The sequence below is a fragment of the Mesorhizobium sp. genome (assembly GCF_041661565.1).
GTDB lineage: Bacteria > Pseudomonadota > Alphaproteobacteria > Rhizobiales > Rhizobiaceae > Mesorhizobium.
In genome coordinates, this window is sequence record NZ_JBAZUD010000010.1 from 1 (window position 1) to 15,161 (window position 15,161).

Consider the following 15,161-nt stretch of genomic DNA (forward strand, 5'->3'; position numbering starts at 1 on the left):
GCCTGCTCCTCCGCGCTGTAATCATACCCCTGCGCCACGGTGAAGTCGGAGCGGCAGACCGAATAGTCGCCACGCAAGCCCTGCGCCGCGCAGTCGCGGGCATGGTCGGCAACGCTCATCGTCGTCATGGGTTTCCTCCTCGCAGATCGATGGCTGACGTGGCGAATGTAAGCGGGTTTGCCGAGGCAAAACGGTTTTGTTGATGGCCCATACATCCCATTCGAGGTAGTGTTCACTAAGATTCCATACCAACGGAGTGGAAATGCCTCGATTCGACGATTTCGAGATCAAGATGCTCGATGCGCTGCAACGCGATGGCCGCAAGCCCGTGTCCGAGCTCGCGCAGGAGATCGGCCTGTCGACGACACCCTGCGCGCGGCGCTTCGAGGCGCTGCAGGAGGCTGGCATCATCAAGGGCTTCGCCGCCGTGATCAGCCGCCGCGCGGTCGGCCTGATGGTCGAGGTGTTCATCCAGGTGCGCCTTGTCAGTCACAGCGACGGCTCGCCCGAAAGCTTCATTGCCGCCGTCCAGCGCATGGACGAGGTTTCGGCGTGCTGGACGATGACCGGCGACCACGATTTCCTGCTGCATGTCATGGTGCCTTCGGTCGACGAGCTGAATGCCTTCGTCATGCATCGGCTGATGCGGCTCGACGGCGTGCGCGACGTCCACACCCAGCTGGTGCTGCAGAACATCAAAGGGCCCGGCCATGTGCCGCTTGGGCATCTCAGGCGATGAGAGATTTTGCCGACATCTGCGGGATAGCTGCACGGAAACTGCTGAACCGGGCCCCATTCCGCGTCTGAATGGCCGACTAGGCCAAGCGGACCATCATTGAAGGGTCCGTCATGAAAATCGTCCTGATCAATCCGCCGCATACCGCCATCGGCAGCCGCGTGCCGGACGACCATCTGCCGCCGCTCGGCCTGCTGGCGATCGGCGGGCCGCTGATCGACGCCGGTCATGAGGTGCGGCTGGTCGATGCCGAGTTCGGGCCGATGTCGCTCGACAGCGTCGTGCGCGACGCGCTGGAGGGGCTTCCCGATTTCGTGCTGATCGGCCATTCCGGCTCGACCTCGGCTCACCCGACCGCCTTGCTGATCGCCGGGATGATCAAGCAGCGCGAACCTTCAACGATCATCATCTATGGCGGCGTCTTTCCGACCTATCATTGGCGCGACGTCCTGGCCGAGACTGATGTCTTCGACTTCATCGTGCGCGGCGAGGGCGAGGCGACCGTCGTGGCGCTGGTCGAGGCGCTGGAGATGCACCAACCGCCGGCGAGCGTGGCCGGCATCGCCTTTCGCGACGAATTGCGCCGCCCCTTCGCCACGCAGGCGGCCATGACGATTGCCGATCTCGACGCCTACCGCGTCGGCTGGGAACTGATCGATCACGGCCGCTACAGCTATTGGGGCGGCAAGCGTGCCGTGGTCATGCAGTTTTCGCGCGGCTGTCCGCATCTGTGCAACTATTGCGGCCAGCGGGGTTTCTGGAACCGCTGGAGGCATCGCAATCCGGTGGAATTCGCGCGCGAGATTGCCTGGCTGCACCGCGAGCACGGCGTCGAGCTCGTCAACCTCGCCGATGAAAATCCGACGGTTTCGAAGAAGGCGTGGCGCGCCTTTCTTGACGCCCTGATCGCCGAGAACGTGCCGGTGCTGATCGTCGGCTCGACCCGTGCCGACGACATCGTGCGCGATGCCGACATCCTCCATCTCTACCGCAAGGCTGGTGTGATCCGCTGGCTGCTCGGCATGGAAAACACCGACGAGCGGACGCTGCAACTGATCCGCAAGGGCGGCAGCACCTCATCCGACCGCGAGGCGATCCGGCTGCTGCGCCAACACGGCATCCTGTCGATGGCGACCTGGGTGGCCGGCTTCGAGGATGAAGGCTTTCGCGATCTCTGGCGGGGCTTTCGCCAGCTCATCGCCTATGACCCCGACCAGATCCAGGCGCTTTACGTGACGCCGCATCGCTGGACGCCGTTCTTCAGGATCGCCCGCGACCGCAGGGTGATCCAGCAGGACGCGCGGCTGTGGGACTACAAGCACCAGGTACTGCACATGACGCGGCTGAAGCCGTGGATGCTGTTCTTCAGCGTCAAGCTCATCGAACTGGCTGTGCAGTCGCGGCCGAAAGCGCTGGCGCGCATCCTGTTCCATCCCGATCCCGAGCAGCGGCATTCCATGCGCTGGTACACGCAGATGGGCCGCCGCGTCTGGTTCCGCGAGGTCTGGGGATTTCTGGTGCGCGACATCAGGGTGAAGGACGGCCCGACGCTCGCCGAATTCTGGGGCGCGCCGCAGGACGCGGAAGAGGAATCGATGGCCTTTCGACGCCCGGTAAGAAAGCCGGCGGCACCGGTGTGGCCAGGTGTGTCGTTGGCGGGGTCGCGCGACCGTTCGAATGGATCTTGCCGGTCAGGACCAAGCTGAACCTTCAAATGGATTCAGGGCATGCGATGGTGAGACGGGGCCAGGTCCCACTATTCCTGTCAAGTTTACGCGCATGCGCAACCTGCCGCGGGCGATGGCTGCTTAAGCTCGGGCTGCAGTCCGCCCTCGGCACGGCTCAGGGCACGATCAGCGTGCCGGCGCCGTGTTCGGTGAACAGTTCGAGCAGCACCGCGTGCGGCGTCTTGCCGTTGAGGATGACGACGCCTTCGACGCCGCGCTCGATCGCCTCGATGCAGGTCTCGACCTTGGGGATCATGCCGCCCGAAACGGTGCCGTCCCTGATCAGCGCCCGGGCCTCGGCCACCGTCAATTCGTCGATCAGCTTCTTGTCCTTGTCGAGCACGCCGGGCACGTCGGTGAGGAACAGAAGGCGCGTCGCCTGGCAGGCGCCGGCGATGGCGCCAGCGAAGGTGTCGGCGTTGATGTTGTAGGTGTGGCCGTCGCGGCCGGGTGCGACCGGCGCCAGCACCGGGATCATCTCCGAGCGCGCCAGGAGGTCGAGCAAGGTGCGGTCGACTTCGACCGGCTCGCCGACGAAGCCGAGATCGAGCACCCGCTCGATGTTGGAATCCGGGTCGATCAGGGTCTTGCGCGCCTTTTCGGCGAAGACCATGTTGCCGTCCTTGCCGCACAGGCCGATGGCCCATTCGCCCTCGGCATTGATCAGCGCCACGATCTCCTTGTTGATCGAGCCGGCCAGCACCATCTCGACGATCTCGACCGTCTTCTGGTCGGTGACGCGCAGCCCGCCTTCGAACTTGGACTCGATGCCCATCTTGGCCAGCATGGCACCGATCTGCGGGCCGCCCCCATGGACGACGATCGGGTTGACGCCGGATTGCTTCAACAGCGCGATGTCGCGGGCGAACGCCTTGCCAAGCTCGATATTGCCCATGGCGTGGCCGCCGTATTTCACCACGACCGTCTTGTGCTCGTAGCGCTGCATGTAGGGCAGAGCCCGCGACAGCAGGGCGGCCTGCATTTCGGCGGTGGCGGTTATCTCCGTCATCGGGCGGCTCCCTGCTGTTTGTTTCATGCATGTGCTTGTCCCAGAACGGCTGGGCATTCTTGGGCGACTTGCATCCGGTAAAGACGGCGGCGTCTTAGCGGGAATTGAGACGGCCCGCAAATGGCATTGCTGTCATATTCGGGTTTCCCGCCATCCGTGAGGGTTCACGACCGCGTCATCATGACGGCACCATCAGCGGCGCCCTGCGGTCGAGCCAACCGGAAATCTTCTCCATCTGCGCGGCAAGCGACAGCAGCGTCTCCTCGTCGCCCGGACGGCCTGCCGCCTGGATGCCGAGGGGCAGGCCGGAATCGGTGACATACACCGGCAGCGCGATCGACGGCTGGCCGCTGACATTCTGGATCGCCGGCCAATGGGTAAAGAACAGGCTCTTGTCCATCAGCTGGTCGAACACGGGCTTCAGTTTCAGCAGGGGCGTCAAATGGAGCTTGTCGAGCAGGGTCTCGATCAGATCATCGGCGCCTTTCGGATCCATGGCGCCGCAGGCCAGCGGCGGGTGGGCGATGATAGGCATCAGCACGGCGTCATACTGGCTGGTTTCGGCGATCAGGCGCCGCGACGTGGCGTGCAGCCGCTGCAGCCCGGTATAGGTCTCGCCGGCCGAGGTGAGTTCGCCGAAGCGGGCGAGCACGCGCGTCGCCCGCTCGATGTCGCCGATCACCGGGCGTCCGACCCGCAGCGCCTCCGCCCGCATCGTGCCGGCGACGGCCGAGGCGACGCTCCTGGCAAAGTCGGCGAAGAAATCGCGCCCGATGAAGGGCAGGTCGATGTCCTCGACCGTATGGCCGCCTTCACGGGCAAGCGCCACGGCCGTGTCCAGCGCAGCCAGCGTCTCGGCCGAAATCGGCAGGCCGAGCGGCGACTTGCGGTAGACGGCCAGCCGGAGCTTGCCGGGATCGCGCGCGGCGCCGGCGGCGAACGTGCCCTTCGGCTCATGCGCGGCATAGGGCGACAAGGAGTCGGCACCGTGGGTCAGGTCGAGCAGCAGCGCGCTGTCGCGCACCGAGCGGGTGACGGCGTGGTCGACCACCATGCCGTACCAGCTTTCGCTGACCAATGGCGTCAGAGGGACGCGGCCGCGCGAGGTCTTGAGCCCGACCAGGCCGGTGCAGGCTGACGGCACCCGGATCGAACCGCCGCCATCCGAGGCATGCGCCACCGGCACCACGCCGGCAGCCACCAGCGCTGCCGCGCCACCCGACGAGCCGCCGCTGGTGTGGCCGGTGTCCCATGGATTGCGGGTGATGCCGAAGGCCTTGGACTCGGTCATCAGCCGCAGGCCGTATTCCGGCGACGTCGAGGTGACGATGGGAACGAGCCCGGCGGCAAGATAGCGCTCGGTCAACACCGAATCGACATCGGCCAGCCATGCCGGCACGCGGCTGCCGCCATGCGTCGGCACGCCCTTGATGGCGATGCCGAGGTCCTTGATGGCGAAGGGAACGCCGGCCAGCGGCAAGGAACGATCCACGGTTCGCGCCCGTGCCCGTGCCGCCTCATAGAGCGGCTCCGCAGTTGCGTTGATCTCCGGCCGCGTCGCTTCGGCGCGGGCGATGCCGGCGTCGGTCAGTTCGAGCGGGGAGAGTTCGCCCTTGCGCACCAGATCGGCAAGGCCGGTGGCGTCGTGCGCCCACAGAGTATGTTCGACCGACATGCGGCGCTCCCCTAGCTGTGGGCAAGGCTAGCCAGCAGCGGCTTGCTTGGCAATCGAGCGACGGCACGGCTGACGAAGCTTAGCCGTGCACAAGGCCATTTCGGTCGTTGCAAATACATTGCAATACCCTAATTTGCCTCACATGACGCCGCAGGACATCACCAAGCTGATCGTCCGGACTTCGATGAAGGACCGGGCCGCGTTCGATCTGCTCTACCGCCAGACCAGCGCGAAACTTTTCGGCGTCTGCCTTCGTGTATTGAATGACCGCGGAGATGCGGAAGAAGCCCTGCAGGAAGTCTTCGTCAAGATATGGACGAAGGCGGACCGTTTTGCCGTTTCGGAGCTGAGCCCGATTTCCTGGCTGGTGGCGATCGCGCGAAACCACGCGATCGATCGCATCAGGGCGCGCCGCAAACCGGCCGTCGATATCGACGCGGCGCTCGATGTGGCCGATCCGGCGCCGGGACCGGAAGCAATGGTGGTGGCGGGCGGCGAAGCCGAACGGATCCATCGTTGCCTGGATGAACTGGAACAGGATCGGGCGGCGGCCGTCCGGGGCGCCTATCTCAAGGGCGAAAGCTATGCCGAATTGGCGGAGCGCCATGGCGTGCCGCTGAACACGATGCGTACCTGGCTGCGCCGCAGCCTGATGAAACTCAGAGAATGCCTGGAAAGATGACCTTCGCGCAAGACAGTGGACCGGAACATGGAGGCGACGACGTGCTCGCCGCCGAATATGTTCTTGGCGTCCTGCCGGCGGACGAGCGTCAGATCGCCTCCCGGCGCATCGATTCCGAAACAGCTTTCGCGCGTCTCGTCGACGGTTGGGAGGTGAACCTCTCGCCCCTCGCCGCCGCCTATCCCGAAATCGAGCCGCCCGCGTCCGTGAAGCCGGCGATCGATCGCCGTCTGTTCGCGTCCGGAGCGGCAGCTTCCGCGCAATCGCCAGGCGGGCTGTGGTCCAGTCTCGCCTTCTGGCGTGGGCTGGCTGCAGCCGCGGTCGCCGCGCTGGCGATCTACATCGCCCTGCCCTATCTCAACCCGGTGGTCGAGCAGCCGGAGGCCCGCCTTGTCGCCTCGCTGGCCGCCGATGGCAGCGATGTCAAATATCTCGCGGTCTATGATGCCGCGCATCACGAGGTCGGCCTGTCCCACGTGTCCGGCGAGCGCGCTTCCGGCAAGGATTTCGAACTGTGGATGATCGAGGGCAAGAACCCGCCCGTCTCCATGGGCGTCATTCCGATCGGGTCGACGGCGCATATCGTCGTCTCGCCGGCGGCCCAGCAGAAACTCGCGCAGGGCGCGGTGCTCGCCGTCACGCTCGAGCCGGCCGGCGGATCCCCGACCGGGAATCCGACAGGACCTCTCGTCGCCTCTGGCGATCTGAAGAGCATCTGACCAGCACCCGAACATAAAGACTCGACGCTTCAAGTCTATCCTGGGCCATCTGGGCTAATATGCGCCCGTGCGCCGGCAAACCATCGCGCGGTGGATTCTGTGGCCAGAACAAATAAAACAAGAAAAATCACCGATAGTCTGAAACTCACGCATTTGTGTTCCGTATCTCCTCGCGTCCCCAAAAATGGGAAGAGAAAACCCGAGGAGTTTTACATCATGCGTAGATTCGCCACCCTTTTGCTCGCCGGTACTATCGCCGTTTCCGCGTTTGCCACCGCTGCCTATGCAGAGAATCCGATGGTCGGCGGCGCCGCCATGTATGCCAACAAGAACATCGTCGAGAACGCCGTCAATTCGAAGGACCACACGACGCTGGTCGCCGCCGTCAAGGCAGCCGGCCTGGTCGAGACGCTGCAGGGCGCCGGGCCGTTCACCGTGTTCGCGCCGACCAACGAGGCCTTCGCCGCACTGCCGGCCGGCACGGTCGACACGCTGCTCAAGCCCGAGAACAAGGACAAGCTCGTCAAGATCCTGACCTGCCATGTCATCGGCGCCAAGGCGATGGCGGCTGATGTCGCGTCGATGGTCAAGGCTGACGGCGGCACCCACAAGGTGAAGACGGTCGGCGGCTGCGAGCTGTCGCTCAAGGCCGAAGGCGGCAAGGTCACAGTGACCGACGAGAACGGCAACGTCGCCAATGTGACGATCGCCGATGTCGAGCAGTCGAACGGCGTCATCCACGTCATCGACAAGGTTCTGCTGCCGAAGATGTAACAAAGGGCTTGCCGCGGACGAACCTGCGGCAAGAGCTCTCGGTCGATCGCGTCGTCTCGCTCCCGTGATCCGCAATCGACACGCGTGCTCCGTGCCGCCCCACGGTCAACCGTGGAGCGGCGCGGAGTTCGTTCGAGAGCGTCCGTCACCGGCTTTTGATTGTCGCGTGGCGGTATAGTCTGGCAAAAGAGACGACAGGAGGAATTGGCATGAACCGTCGCGACTTTCTTTTGAGCGGTGCCGCCGCCATCGGCGTGGTTGGGGCGGCCGCAACAATTCTGCGCATGGGCGGCCCGCAGCCAGCGCTTGCCGCAGAAAAATTCGAGGTCACCAAGACCGACGACGAGTGGAAGGCCATCCTGACGCCGGCTGCTTTCAACGTTCTGCGCAAGGAAGGCACGGAATATCCCGGCACCAGCCCGCTGCTCAACGAACACCGCAAGGGTGTCTTCGCCTGCGCCGGCTGCGACCTGCCGGTCTACTCATCGGAGACGAAGTTCGACTCCGGTACCGGCTGGCCGAGCTTCTGGCAGGAGATCGCCGGCGGCATCGGCAAGACCGAGGACAGGTCGCTCGGCATGACCCGCACCGAGGTGCATTGCCGCCGCTGCGGCGGCCATCTCGGCCATGTCTTCGACGACGGCCCGGCACCGACCGGCCTGCGCCATTGCATCAACGGCGTGGCGCTGAGCTTCAAGCCCGCCGCGGCCTGACAAAGCCTCCACTCTTAGGGCAGTTCACCTTTTCACGGAAACGGCAAACCGCTCTAACTCTTTGTTTTGACGTAATTCCGGACGGAAAACCGTTTCACACTTTTCCTGGAATTGCTCTAATGAAAAAACTCCGGGCTTGCGGCCCGGAGTTTTTGCGTGGTCAGCCGTTCGGTCATGGACTGGAGGAGCTTCCCGAAACTGGCTTCCCACGGTTGGTATCTGTTGTGTTGGCCTATTTCCCAGGGGAAATCCCTACGCGCTTTTCCCCGCAAACAGATTCAATGCCCGCCGCCTCCGCCACCGCCCGGCGCGGCCGGTTTCTTGATCAGCATGGTGAACAGGCCAAGCGTCGCGAACAGCACTGTCAGCAGATAGAACACGTCCATGAAGGATAGCAGCGCCGCCTGCTGCTGCACCATGCCCGACAGTTTGTAGATCGCGGCGCTCGCAGCATCGAGGCCGGTGGTCTGCTGGAAGGTGAGGGTCATGTTCTGGAGCTTGGTCTGCGCGGCCGCACTTCCCCACTGCACATGCTCGGAGAGCCTCGCATAGTGGAAGGCATTGCGGTCGATCAACACGGTGTTGATGAGGGCAAGGCCGACGGCGCCGCCGAGATTGCGGGTAAGGTTGAACAGGCCTGACGCGTTCTTCAGCCGGTCGGGCGGCAAGGTGCCGAGCGCGATGTTGTTGATCGGCACCATGCACAGCATCATCGAACAGCCGCGCAGGATCTGCGGGATGAGCAGCTCGTGGAAATCCCAGTCGGCGGTCAGATGCGTCATCCACCATGTCCCGGTGGCGAAACCGAAAAAGCCGATCATCATCATCAGCCGCAGGTCCATCTTGCTGGACAGGATGCCCGAGATCGGCGCGGTGACGAACATGGCCAGGCCGCTGACGAACAGCGCCTCGCCGATCATCATCGAATCGTAGCCGCGGATGCGCCCGAGGAAGACCGGATAGAGATAGGTGAGCCCGTAGAGGCCGATGCCGATGACGAAGGAGAACAGTGAGCCGAAGGCGAAGTTGATGTTGCTGAAGGCCCTGAGATCGACGATCGGTTCCTCGGCGGTGAACACGCGCCAGAAGAAGATCACCGCGCCGATGGTCATGACGATGGCGCAGATGAACACCCCTTGATCCTGCAGCCAGTCATTGTTGGGGCCTTCCTCCAGCACATACTCCATGCACCCCAGGAAGGCGGCCATGCCGGCGAGGCCCCACCAGTCGAACTTGTTGAACAGCTTGAGGTTGGGCTTGTCGAAATCGATCAGCGACCAGGCGGCGGTCGCCACCAGGATGCCGGGCACGACATTGACCAGGAACAGCCAGTGCCATGAAAAGGCGTGGCTAATATAGCCGCCGACGGTCGGGCCGATGGTGGGCGCCAGCGTCGCGACAAGGCCGATCATCGGCGAGACGATGGCGCGCCGCGAGGGCGGGAAAATGGTGAAGGCAGCGGCGAACACGCTCGGGATCATGCCGCCGCCGATGAAGCCCTGGACGGCGCGGTAAACGATCATCTGGTCGATGTTGGTGGCGGTGGCGGCCAAGGCGCTTGCCGCGGTGAAGCCCGCCGCCGCGATCGTGAACAGCACCCGGGTCGACAGCATCCGGCTGAGGAAACCCGACAACGGGATCATCACCACCTCGGCGATCAGATAGGCGGTCTGCACCCATGGGATTTCGTCCGAGCTGGCACTCAAGCCCGCCTGGATCTCGGACAGCGAGGCCGAGACGATCTGGATGTCGAGGATCGCCATGAACATGCCGAACACCATCGCCAGGAAGGCAATGATGCGCCGGGTCGAGATTGTGTCCGGCACCGCCGGGCTGGCCGGCGGTGATCCCGCTGTCAGGGTTGCGGTCGCCATGGCATCGTTCCCCGTCGACCGCTCAGTTCGACGCCGCGGGCGCCGTCCGGCTGTCGACGTCGACAACGACGCTCAGGCCGGCGCGCAGCTTGCCGCTCTTCAGAATTTCGGCCGGCACGTCGATGCGGACAGGGACACGCTGCACCACCTTGGTGAAATTGCCGGTGGCGTTTTCAGGTGGCAGAAGCGAGAAGACCGCGCCGGAAGCCGGAGCCAGCGAGGAGACGGTCCCCTGGAAATCCTGGCTATTGATCGCGTCCACCGAGACCTTGACCTTCTCGCCCGGCACCAGCCTGGCAAGCTGCGTCTCCTTGAAATTGGCGACGATGTAGAGCTTGTCCAGGGGCACGACGACGGCGAGTTTCTGGCCGGGACTGACCAGGTCGCCCTGCTCGACGGAACGGTTGCCCACGACGCCGTCATAGGGCGCCTTGAGCACGGTGAAGGACAGGTCGCGCGCGGCCTTGTCGCGGCCGAGCCGAAGCGAGGCGAGCGTGCTGGCGGACTCGGCGCGCTGCGCCTCGAGCACGCCGATGTTGGCCTGCGCGGCGGCGATCTGGGCGTCGGCGCCGACCAGGGCGGCATTGGCCTGGTCGAGCGCGGTCTGCGCATCGTCCAGTTGCGCCTGCGTGCCGACACGCGACTTGACGAGCTGCGCGGCGCGCTGCTGGGCGCGGCCGGCATTATCGGCGGCCGCCTGGTCGGCGACCTTCTGCGCCTGTGCCTGCTGCAGCGAAGCCCGCGCGGCCTTGGTCTGCGCGTCGATGCGGTCGAGAGTCTTGCCCAGCGTGGCAATCTGCGCCTCGGCCTGGGCAACGGCTATCTTGTAGTCGCCATCGTCGATCGTCAGCAGCGGATCGCCTGCCTTGACCTGCTGGTTCTCGGTCACCTTAACCTGATCGACATAGCCGGAAATCTTGGGCGAGACGAATGCCATGTCGGCCTGGACATAGGCGTCGTCGGTCGAGATCATGAACCGGCCCGTGGTCCAGTAGTCGTAACCGTACCACGCGCCGCCGCCCAGCAAGGCGAGCCCGATGATCGGCAGCAGGAAGGACCGCACGGAGCGCTTTTTCTTGACAGGGGTTTCAGCCGCCGGGGGCGGGGCGACCACCGGCTGCGCGGGAATTTCCGGTGCTTCCGTAGCCGGCGCGACCTTGGCGTTGGGAAAGGGGCGGACTTCGGCGGAGGTGGGCGCGTTCGAGGCCATGACATCTTCTCTAGGAAAATACTATAATACTGAACCGTTCGGTTCGATCCGGCCGTTGACATAGCGCGTAAAGAGGACCATATCAAGTGCAATCGAACCGGTTGGTTCGAATTATTTCCGAGGTGTCACTCTATGGCTGAAACCTTACCCAATGCTGACAACGATCCGTGCGACGTCCTGCGTCGCGGCCGTCCTGCGGCGGGGCAGGACCCGGTCAAGCGCGGCCAGATCATCGACGGCGCCCGTCGCGTCTTCATCGACAAGGGGTTCGAAGCCGCCTCGATGAACGACATCACGCGTGAGGCGGGCGTGTCCAAAGGCACGATCTATGTCTATTTCGCCAACAAGGAAGAGCTGTTCGAGGCGCTGATCGAGGAAGAGCGCGGCACCATCTTCAAGAACATGTACGACATGCTCGACCGCGCCGACGACCTTCGCCAGACGCTGGTTAAATTCGGAAAGGTGCTGTCGCTCAAGATCACCTCGGCCAAGGTCATCCAGGCGCAGCGCACGGTGATCGGCGCCTCCGACAGGATCCCCGATATGGGCGCGCGTTTTTACGAGCGCGGCCCCAAGCGTGGCCACGACAAGGTCGTGGCGTTCCTCAATGCCGCCATCGAACGCGGCCTGCTACAGATCGACGATGTCGATCTTGCCGCCTATCAGTTCACAGAACTGTGCCTTGCCGGGCTTTTCCGGCAATGCATCTTCGCTTACCGCACCAAGGCTCCGAACCAGGAAGAGATCGACCAGATCGTCAGGTCCGGCGTCGGCATGTTCCTGAAGTTCTACGGGACGGAAAAGCTTGCCGAGGAAGAGGCCAGCCAGACGATCGCGCTGGAGGCGTAGGTGTAAGGCAGTATCGGTGACCATGCCGCACATGGCGCCGTGACCAGTGCGGCGCGCCCCGCGTCAATGCGCGTCCCTGGCGGAAGCCAGCGGCAAGAAGATCGTATCGACGATCTCGACAATCAGCTCGTTTGAGATGGGCTTGCGCGTCATCAGCACCTCGTGGCGTAGAAGGTCGAGCGGCAAGGACGATATGCGCGAAGTCAATCTGCCCTCGTCCAACTCTCCTCTTGCGACGCCGCGCCGCAGCACCTCTTCGAACTTGTTCTCGCCGACCAGAACGGCGCGGAGATCGGCCATGTTCGAATTGGTCTCAATGAAATAATCGTTCATCGTGAGCACGACCTTCATCACGGTCCTCGTGCCCCGTTCCGAGAGTTTTTGCAGGGCGAAGATCAACTCTTCGCGCACGCTTCCAAGCTCGGGAAACTCGATCGGATTAGTTTTGTTGTAGTGGACCAGCGCGGCGACAGCCAGATCGGCTCGCCTTGGCCAGCGGCGGGCCAAAACAGGGCGACTTGTTCCGGCACGCTTCGCCACGGCTTCCACGGTAAAGTCGGAATAACCACCCTCCAGCAGTTCCGTCCACGCGGCGTCAAGGATGGCCGCATGAAGAGCTTCACCGCGCCGCCGACTCCTCTTTTCCATCCAACCCCCATAAGATGCACGTGTGAGTCTAATTGACGACCGTGTCAAACAGCAATAAGATCGCTTTCTGCATCTTATCTGGCCCGGAAGCAATATGCCGCGCCGTCGCAAGCAAGGAATTCGGACGATGCGTGAGAATTCTGTCAGGAACGTTTTGATCTCCGGCGCCAGCATTACGGGGCCAGCGCTCGCCTTCTGGCTTACGCGGTATGGGATCAACGCGACGGTCGTGGAAAAGTCGTCGTCCTTGCGCGGCGGCGGCTATCCGATCGATGTCCGGGGCACGGCGGTCGAAGTGGTGGAGCGGATGGGGCTCTATTCCCGCATGCGGGCGGCGCATGTCGATTCAAAGAGCATCGGCTTCGTCGACGCGCGCGGCACGGTGCTGGCGAAGATCGACCCGGAAGCCATCACCGAAGGCGTCAGAGGCAAGGATATCGAGATCCGCCGGGGCGACATCGCCACGATCCTGTATGACGAGACGAAGGACGCGACGACCTACAGATTCAACGACTCCATCGCCACCCTGCGGGAGCATGACCGCGGCGTCGACGTGACGTTTGCCGGCGGGGGCGCAGTGACCTACGACATCGTCATCGGCGCCGATGGCCTGCATTCGAACACACGCTCCCTGGTCTTCGGCCACGAGTCCCAGTTCGAGCGTTACATCGGCTACTGCTTTGCCGGATTCACGATGCCAAACACCTTCGGTCTCGATCGCGGCGCCCTGGTCTACACGCTTCCGGGACGAAATGCGGTGATCTACGCGACCAACGATGGCGGCCCGGCCTTCGCGTTCCTTGTCTTCAAATACCCGGCCTCGCCGTTGCGAAAGAGCCTCACCGACGCTGGCAGGCGCGAACTGACCGCAGATATGTTCAAGGGGGTCGACGGCTGGATCGTACCCCGGATGGTGGAGGCGATGCGCAAGGCGGGGGATCTGTTTTTCGATTCGGTGAGCCAGATTCACATGCCGGCCTGGTCGAAGGGGCGCGTCGTGCTCGCGGGAGACGCCGCGCACGCCACCTCCTTCATGTCGGGTCAAGGGTCGAGCATGGCGCTTGTCGGCGCCTATGTGCTGGCCGGCGAGATCGCGACCAAGTCCGACCACGGCTCCGCTTTCGAGGCCTATGCAAAGCTGGCCCGGCCCTTCGTCGAGATGAACCAGGCGTTGGTCGATGAAGGCAAGAAGATCATGATCCCGGACACTCAGGAAGATATCGACGCCCGCAACGAGGCCATTCGAAAAATGGCGGCCGAGGCAGGAAGCACGGGCCTCCGGAAAGACAGTTCGCGTCAGGCCCATGGCGCGCTTGCCCTGCCCGACTATGGCTGATCGGAGCCTTGGCCGCGTCGGGGCGAGGCACCGCGCCGGGTCAGCCGCCATTGGCGGCAAGCACGATCGCTGCCTGCAAGTCCTCCAGGCCCTCGGCCTTTTCCGACGAGGTCGCCAGGACGAAGGGAAATGCCGCCGGCCGCTTCTTGATCTTCGCCAGCGTCTCCTCGATCAGACCCGGCACGCCGGCGGCCTTGATCTTGTCGGTCTTGGTCAGCACGATCTGGTAGGACACCGCCGCCTTGTCGAGCAGCGACAGGACTTCATCGTCCTTGGCCTTGATGCCGTGACGGGCGTCGATCAGCACATAGACGCGCTTGAGCGTGACGCGGCCCTTGAGGTAGTCGAAGACCAGCTTGGTCCATTCGTCGACCTTCTCCTTCGGCGCGGTGGCGTAGCCTTAGCCCGGCATGTCGACCAGCGCCAAGGGCGGCAGGTCGGCGCCCTCGCCGGTAAACCCGTCCGGCACGAAATAATTGAGCTCCTGCGTGCGCCCAGGCGTGTTGGACGTGCGCGCCAAGCCCTTCTGGTTGACAAGCGCGTTGATCAGGGATGACTTGCCGACGTTGGAGCGGCCGGCAAAGGCGATTTCCGGCGGCCCTTCCGGCGGCAGGAACTTCATGGCCGGCACGCCGCGGATGAAGATCCATCCCCGCGTAAACAGGTCGGTGGTGATGACGGTGCTGTTCAGAGCGTTCAAGCTGCTGGCTCCAGAAGGGGCGTTCGCCGGGCCGGGTCGGCCCATGGCGAAATCCGTTGAAATGACAGCGGGCGCAAGCGCTGTGGACAAGCGATGTTCAAGATAGCGTGATCCGCCCTATAGCACCAATCACCCGATGAGCGAGCCCCGCGTCTTCGCGATGTTCACTTCGTGCCGCGGCAAATCACGATCGGATCGGACATGGCGCGATCGAAACCACTGCCCTGGTAGACCTGGACATTGGTGGCCCCGGGCGGCAGCAGGAAACTGCCCTCGACGACTTTCTGGTCGCCGGTCGACAGGTGCAGAGCCCAGCTGAAGCCGCAGAACTGGGGCGGCGCGCCGGGGTCGACATGGCTGCAGTTCAATTGCGCGCCTCCCAGCATTGCGGCCCCGCCGCAGCTGACGGCCTTTCTGGCGGCGGCCGGAAACGCACAGCCCGCCACGACAGCCACGATCGCGATCCTGAGCCATTTCATCGTCATCCTGCCACCTCGCCGAGCCGGCTC

At 63.9% G+C, this 15,161-nt stretch carries 14 protein-coding genes and 2 pseudogenes; 8 read left to right on the forward strand and 8 right to left on the reverse strand.

All coding sequences use genetic code 11. The annotated features are described in order from the left end of the window. Window positions 1-128, reverse strand: a pseudogene (locus WC739_RS03355) (phenylalanine 4-monooxygenase); the annotation flags it as partial. A 134-nt stretch (window positions 129-262) separates the two neighbouring features. Between WC739_RS03355 and WC739_RS03360 the strand changes: the two are divergent. Both WC739_RS03360 and bchE read left to right on the forward strand, forming a co-directional pair. Next, window positions 263-739 carry an Lrp/AsnC family transcriptional regulator gene (locus tag WC739_RS03360; RefSeq protein WP_372951604.1) on the forward strand — a complete coding sequence of 159 codons (477 nt, stop codon included), beginning with the start codon at window positions 263-265 and terminating at the stop codon, window positions 737-739. 110 nt (window positions 740-849) lie between these two features. Next, window positions 850-2,442 carry a magnesium-protoporphyrin IX monomethyl ester anaerobic oxidative cyclase gene (gene bchE, locus WC739_RS03365; protein WP_372951605.1) on the forward strand — a complete coding sequence of 531 codons (1,593 nt, stop codon included), beginning with the start codon at window positions 850-852 and terminating at the stop codon, window positions 2,440-2,442. 136 nt (window positions 2,443-2,578) lie between these two features. Here bchE and argB read toward each other — a convergent pair whose 3' ends face one another. Together argB and WC739_RS03375 are read right to left on the reverse strand one after the other, a co-directional pair. Next, window positions 2,579-3,472 (reverse strand): acetylglutamate kinase, encoded by an 894-nt coding sequence (argB, locus tag WC739_RS03370; protein ID WP_372951606.1) that lies wholly within the window; start codon window positions 3,470-3,472, stop codon window positions 2,579-2,581. Window positions 3,473-3,650: 178 nt separating this feature from the next. After that, window positions 3,651-5,147, reverse strand: a complete 1,497-nt coding sequence (locus WC739_RS03375; protein WP_372951607.1) for an amidase — start codon at window positions 5,145-5,147, stop codon at window positions 3,651-3,653. 142 nt (window positions 5,148-5,289) lie between these two features. On the opposite strand from WC739_RS03375, the gene WC739_RS03380 reads away from it, so the two are divergent. The 4 genes from WC739_RS03380 to msrB all read left to right on the forward strand — a co-directional run bounded on the left by WC739_RS03380 (window position 5,290) and on the right by msrB (window position 8,035). Beyond that, the gene (locus tag WC739_RS03380) at window positions 5,290-5,829 is read left to right on the forward strand and encodes a sigma-70 family RNA polymerase sigma factor (protein ID WP_372951647.1); all 540 of its coding nucleotides are present in this window, start codon (window positions 5,290-5,292) and stop codon (window positions 5,827-5,829) included. Continuing rightward, window positions 5,826-6,548 carry an anti-sigma factor domain-containing protein gene (locus WC739_RS03385; protein ID WP_372951648.1) on the forward strand — a complete coding sequence of 241 codons (723 nt, stop codon included), beginning with the start codon at window positions 5,826-5,828 and terminating at the stop codon, window positions 6,546-6,548. The genes WC739_RS03380 and WC739_RS03385 overlap by 4 nt, the downstream gene beginning before the upstream one ends. Before the next feature lie 216 nt (window positions 6,549-6,764). Then, a complete protein-coding gene (locus tag WC739_RS03390; protein ID WP_372951608.1) occupies window positions 6,765-7,322 on the forward strand; it encodes a fasciclin domain-containing protein in 558 nt (185 codons plus the stop codon). A gap of 209 nt (window positions 7,323-7,531) precedes the next feature. Further along, on the forward strand, window positions 7,532-8,035 hold the full coding sequence (gene msrB, locus WC739_RS03395) for a peptide-methionine (R)-S-oxide reductase MsrB (protein ID WP_372951609.1): 504 nt from the start codon (window positions 7,532-7,534) through the stop codon (window positions 8,033-8,035). 278 nt (window positions 8,036-8,313) lie between these two features. Here msrB and WC739_RS03400 read toward each other — a convergent pair whose 3' ends face one another. Both WC739_RS03400 and WC739_RS03405 read right to left on the reverse strand, forming a co-directional pair. Further along, the gene (locus tag WC739_RS03400; RefSeq protein ID WP_372951610.1) at window positions 8,314-9,909 is read right to left on the reverse strand and encodes a DHA2 family efflux MFS transporter permease subunit; all 1,596 of its coding nucleotides are present in this window, start codon (window positions 9,907-9,909) and stop codon (window positions 8,314-8,316) included. Between the two features lie 22 nt (window positions 9,910-9,931). Further along, entirely contained in the window at window positions 9,932-11,119 is a 1,188-nt protein-coding gene (locus tag WC739_RS03405; RefSeq protein ID WP_372951611.1) for an HlyD family secretion protein, read from the reverse strand. 132 nt (window positions 11,120-11,251) lie between these two features. On the opposite strand from WC739_RS03405, the gene WC739_RS03410 reads away from it, so the two are divergent. Beyond that, window positions 11,252-11,968, forward strand: a complete 717-nt coding sequence (locus WC739_RS03410) for a TetR/AcrR family transcriptional regulator (protein WP_372951612.1) — start codon at window positions 11,252-11,254, stop codon at window positions 11,966-11,968. 63 nt (window positions 11,969-12,031) lie between these two features. Here the strand turns inward: WC739_RS03410 and WC739_RS03415 are convergent, their stop codons facing one another. Then, complete coding sequence (locus WC739_RS03415; RefSeq protein ID WP_372951613.1) at window positions 12,032-12,616, reverse strand: TetR/AcrR family transcriptional regulator; 585 nt, start codon at window positions 12,614-12,616, stop codon at window positions 12,032-12,034. 127 nt (window positions 12,617-12,743) lie between these two features. Here WC739_RS03415 and WC739_RS03420 point away from each other — a divergent pair, with 127 nt between their 5' ends. Beyond that, complete coding sequence (locus WC739_RS03420; protein ID WP_372951614.1) at window positions 12,744-13,952, forward strand: FAD-dependent monooxygenase; 1,209 nt, start codon at window positions 12,744-12,746, stop codon at window positions 13,950-13,952. Window positions 13,953-13,992: 40 nt separating this feature from the next. Here WC739_RS03420 and yihA read toward each other — a convergent pair. Both yihA and WC739_RS03430 read right to left on the reverse strand, forming a co-directional pair. Next, window positions 13,993-14,574 (reverse strand): annotated as a pseudogene (yihA, locus tag WC739_RS03425) (ribosome biogenesis GTP-binding protein YihA/YsxC). A 242-nt stretch (window positions 14,575-14,816) separates the two neighbouring features. Further along, window positions 14,817-15,137 (reverse strand): hypothetical protein, encoded by a 321-nt coding sequence (locus WC739_RS03430; protein ID WP_372951615.1) that lies wholly within the window; start codon window positions 15,135-15,137, stop codon window positions 14,817-14,819. Window positions 15,138-15,161: the final 24 nt, after the last annotated feature.

Excerpts from the sequence above, each read along its gene's own strand:
- WC739_RS03360 (WP_372951604.1), top strand. The coding sequence starts at position 263 with ATGCCTCGATTCGACGATTTCGAGATCAAGATGCTCGATGCGCTGCAA.
- bchE (WP_372951605.1), top strand. The coding sequence starts at position 850 with ATGAAAATCGTCCTGATCAATCCGCCGCATACCGCCATCGGCAGCCGC.
- argB (WP_372951606.1), bottom strand. The coding sequence starts at position 3,472 with ATGACGGAGATAACCGCCACCGCCGAAATGCAGGCCGCCCTGCTGTCG.
- WC739_RS03375 (WP_372951607.1), bottom strand. The coding sequence starts at position 5,147 with ATGTCGGTCGAACATACTCTGTGGGCGCACGACGCCACCGGCCTTGCC.
- WC739_RS03380 (WP_372951647.1), top strand. The coding sequence starts at position 5,290 with ATGACGCCGCAGGACATCACCAAGCTGATCGTCCGGACTTCGATGAAG.
- WC739_RS03385 (WP_372951648.1), top strand. The coding sequence starts at position 5,826 with ATGACCTTCGCGCAAGACAGTGGACCGGAACATGGAGGCGACGACGTG.
- WC739_RS03390 (WP_372951608.1), top strand. The coding sequence starts at position 6,765 with ATGCGTAGATTCGCCACCCTTTTGCTCGCCGGTACTATCGCCGTTTCC.
- msrB (WP_372951609.1), top strand. The coding sequence starts at position 7,532 with ATGAACCGTCGCGACTTTCTTTTGAGCGGTGCCGCCGCCATCGGCGTG.
- WC739_RS03400 (WP_372951610.1), bottom strand. The coding sequence starts at position 9,909 with ATGGCGACCGCAACCCTGACAGCGGGATCACCGCCGGCCAGCCCGGCG.
- WC739_RS03405 (WP_372951611.1), bottom strand. The coding sequence starts at position 11,119 with ATGGCCTCGAACGCGCCCACCTCCGCCGAAGTCCGCCCCTTTCCCAAC.
- WC739_RS03410 (WP_372951612.1), top strand. The coding sequence starts at position 11,252 with ATGGCTGAAACCTTACCCAATGCTGACAACGATCCGTGCGACGTCCTG.
- WC739_RS03415 (WP_372951613.1), bottom strand. The coding sequence starts at position 12,616 with ATGGAAAAGAGGAGTCGGCGGCGCGGTGAAGCTCTTCATGCGGCCATC.
- WC739_RS03420 (WP_372951614.1), top strand. The coding sequence starts at position 12,744 with ATGCGTGAGAATTCTGTCAGGAACGTTTTGATCTCCGGCGCCAGCATT.
- WC739_RS03430 (WP_372951615.1), bottom strand. The coding sequence starts at position 15,137 with ATGACGATGAAATGGCTCAGGATCGCGATCGTGGCTGTCGTGGCGGGC.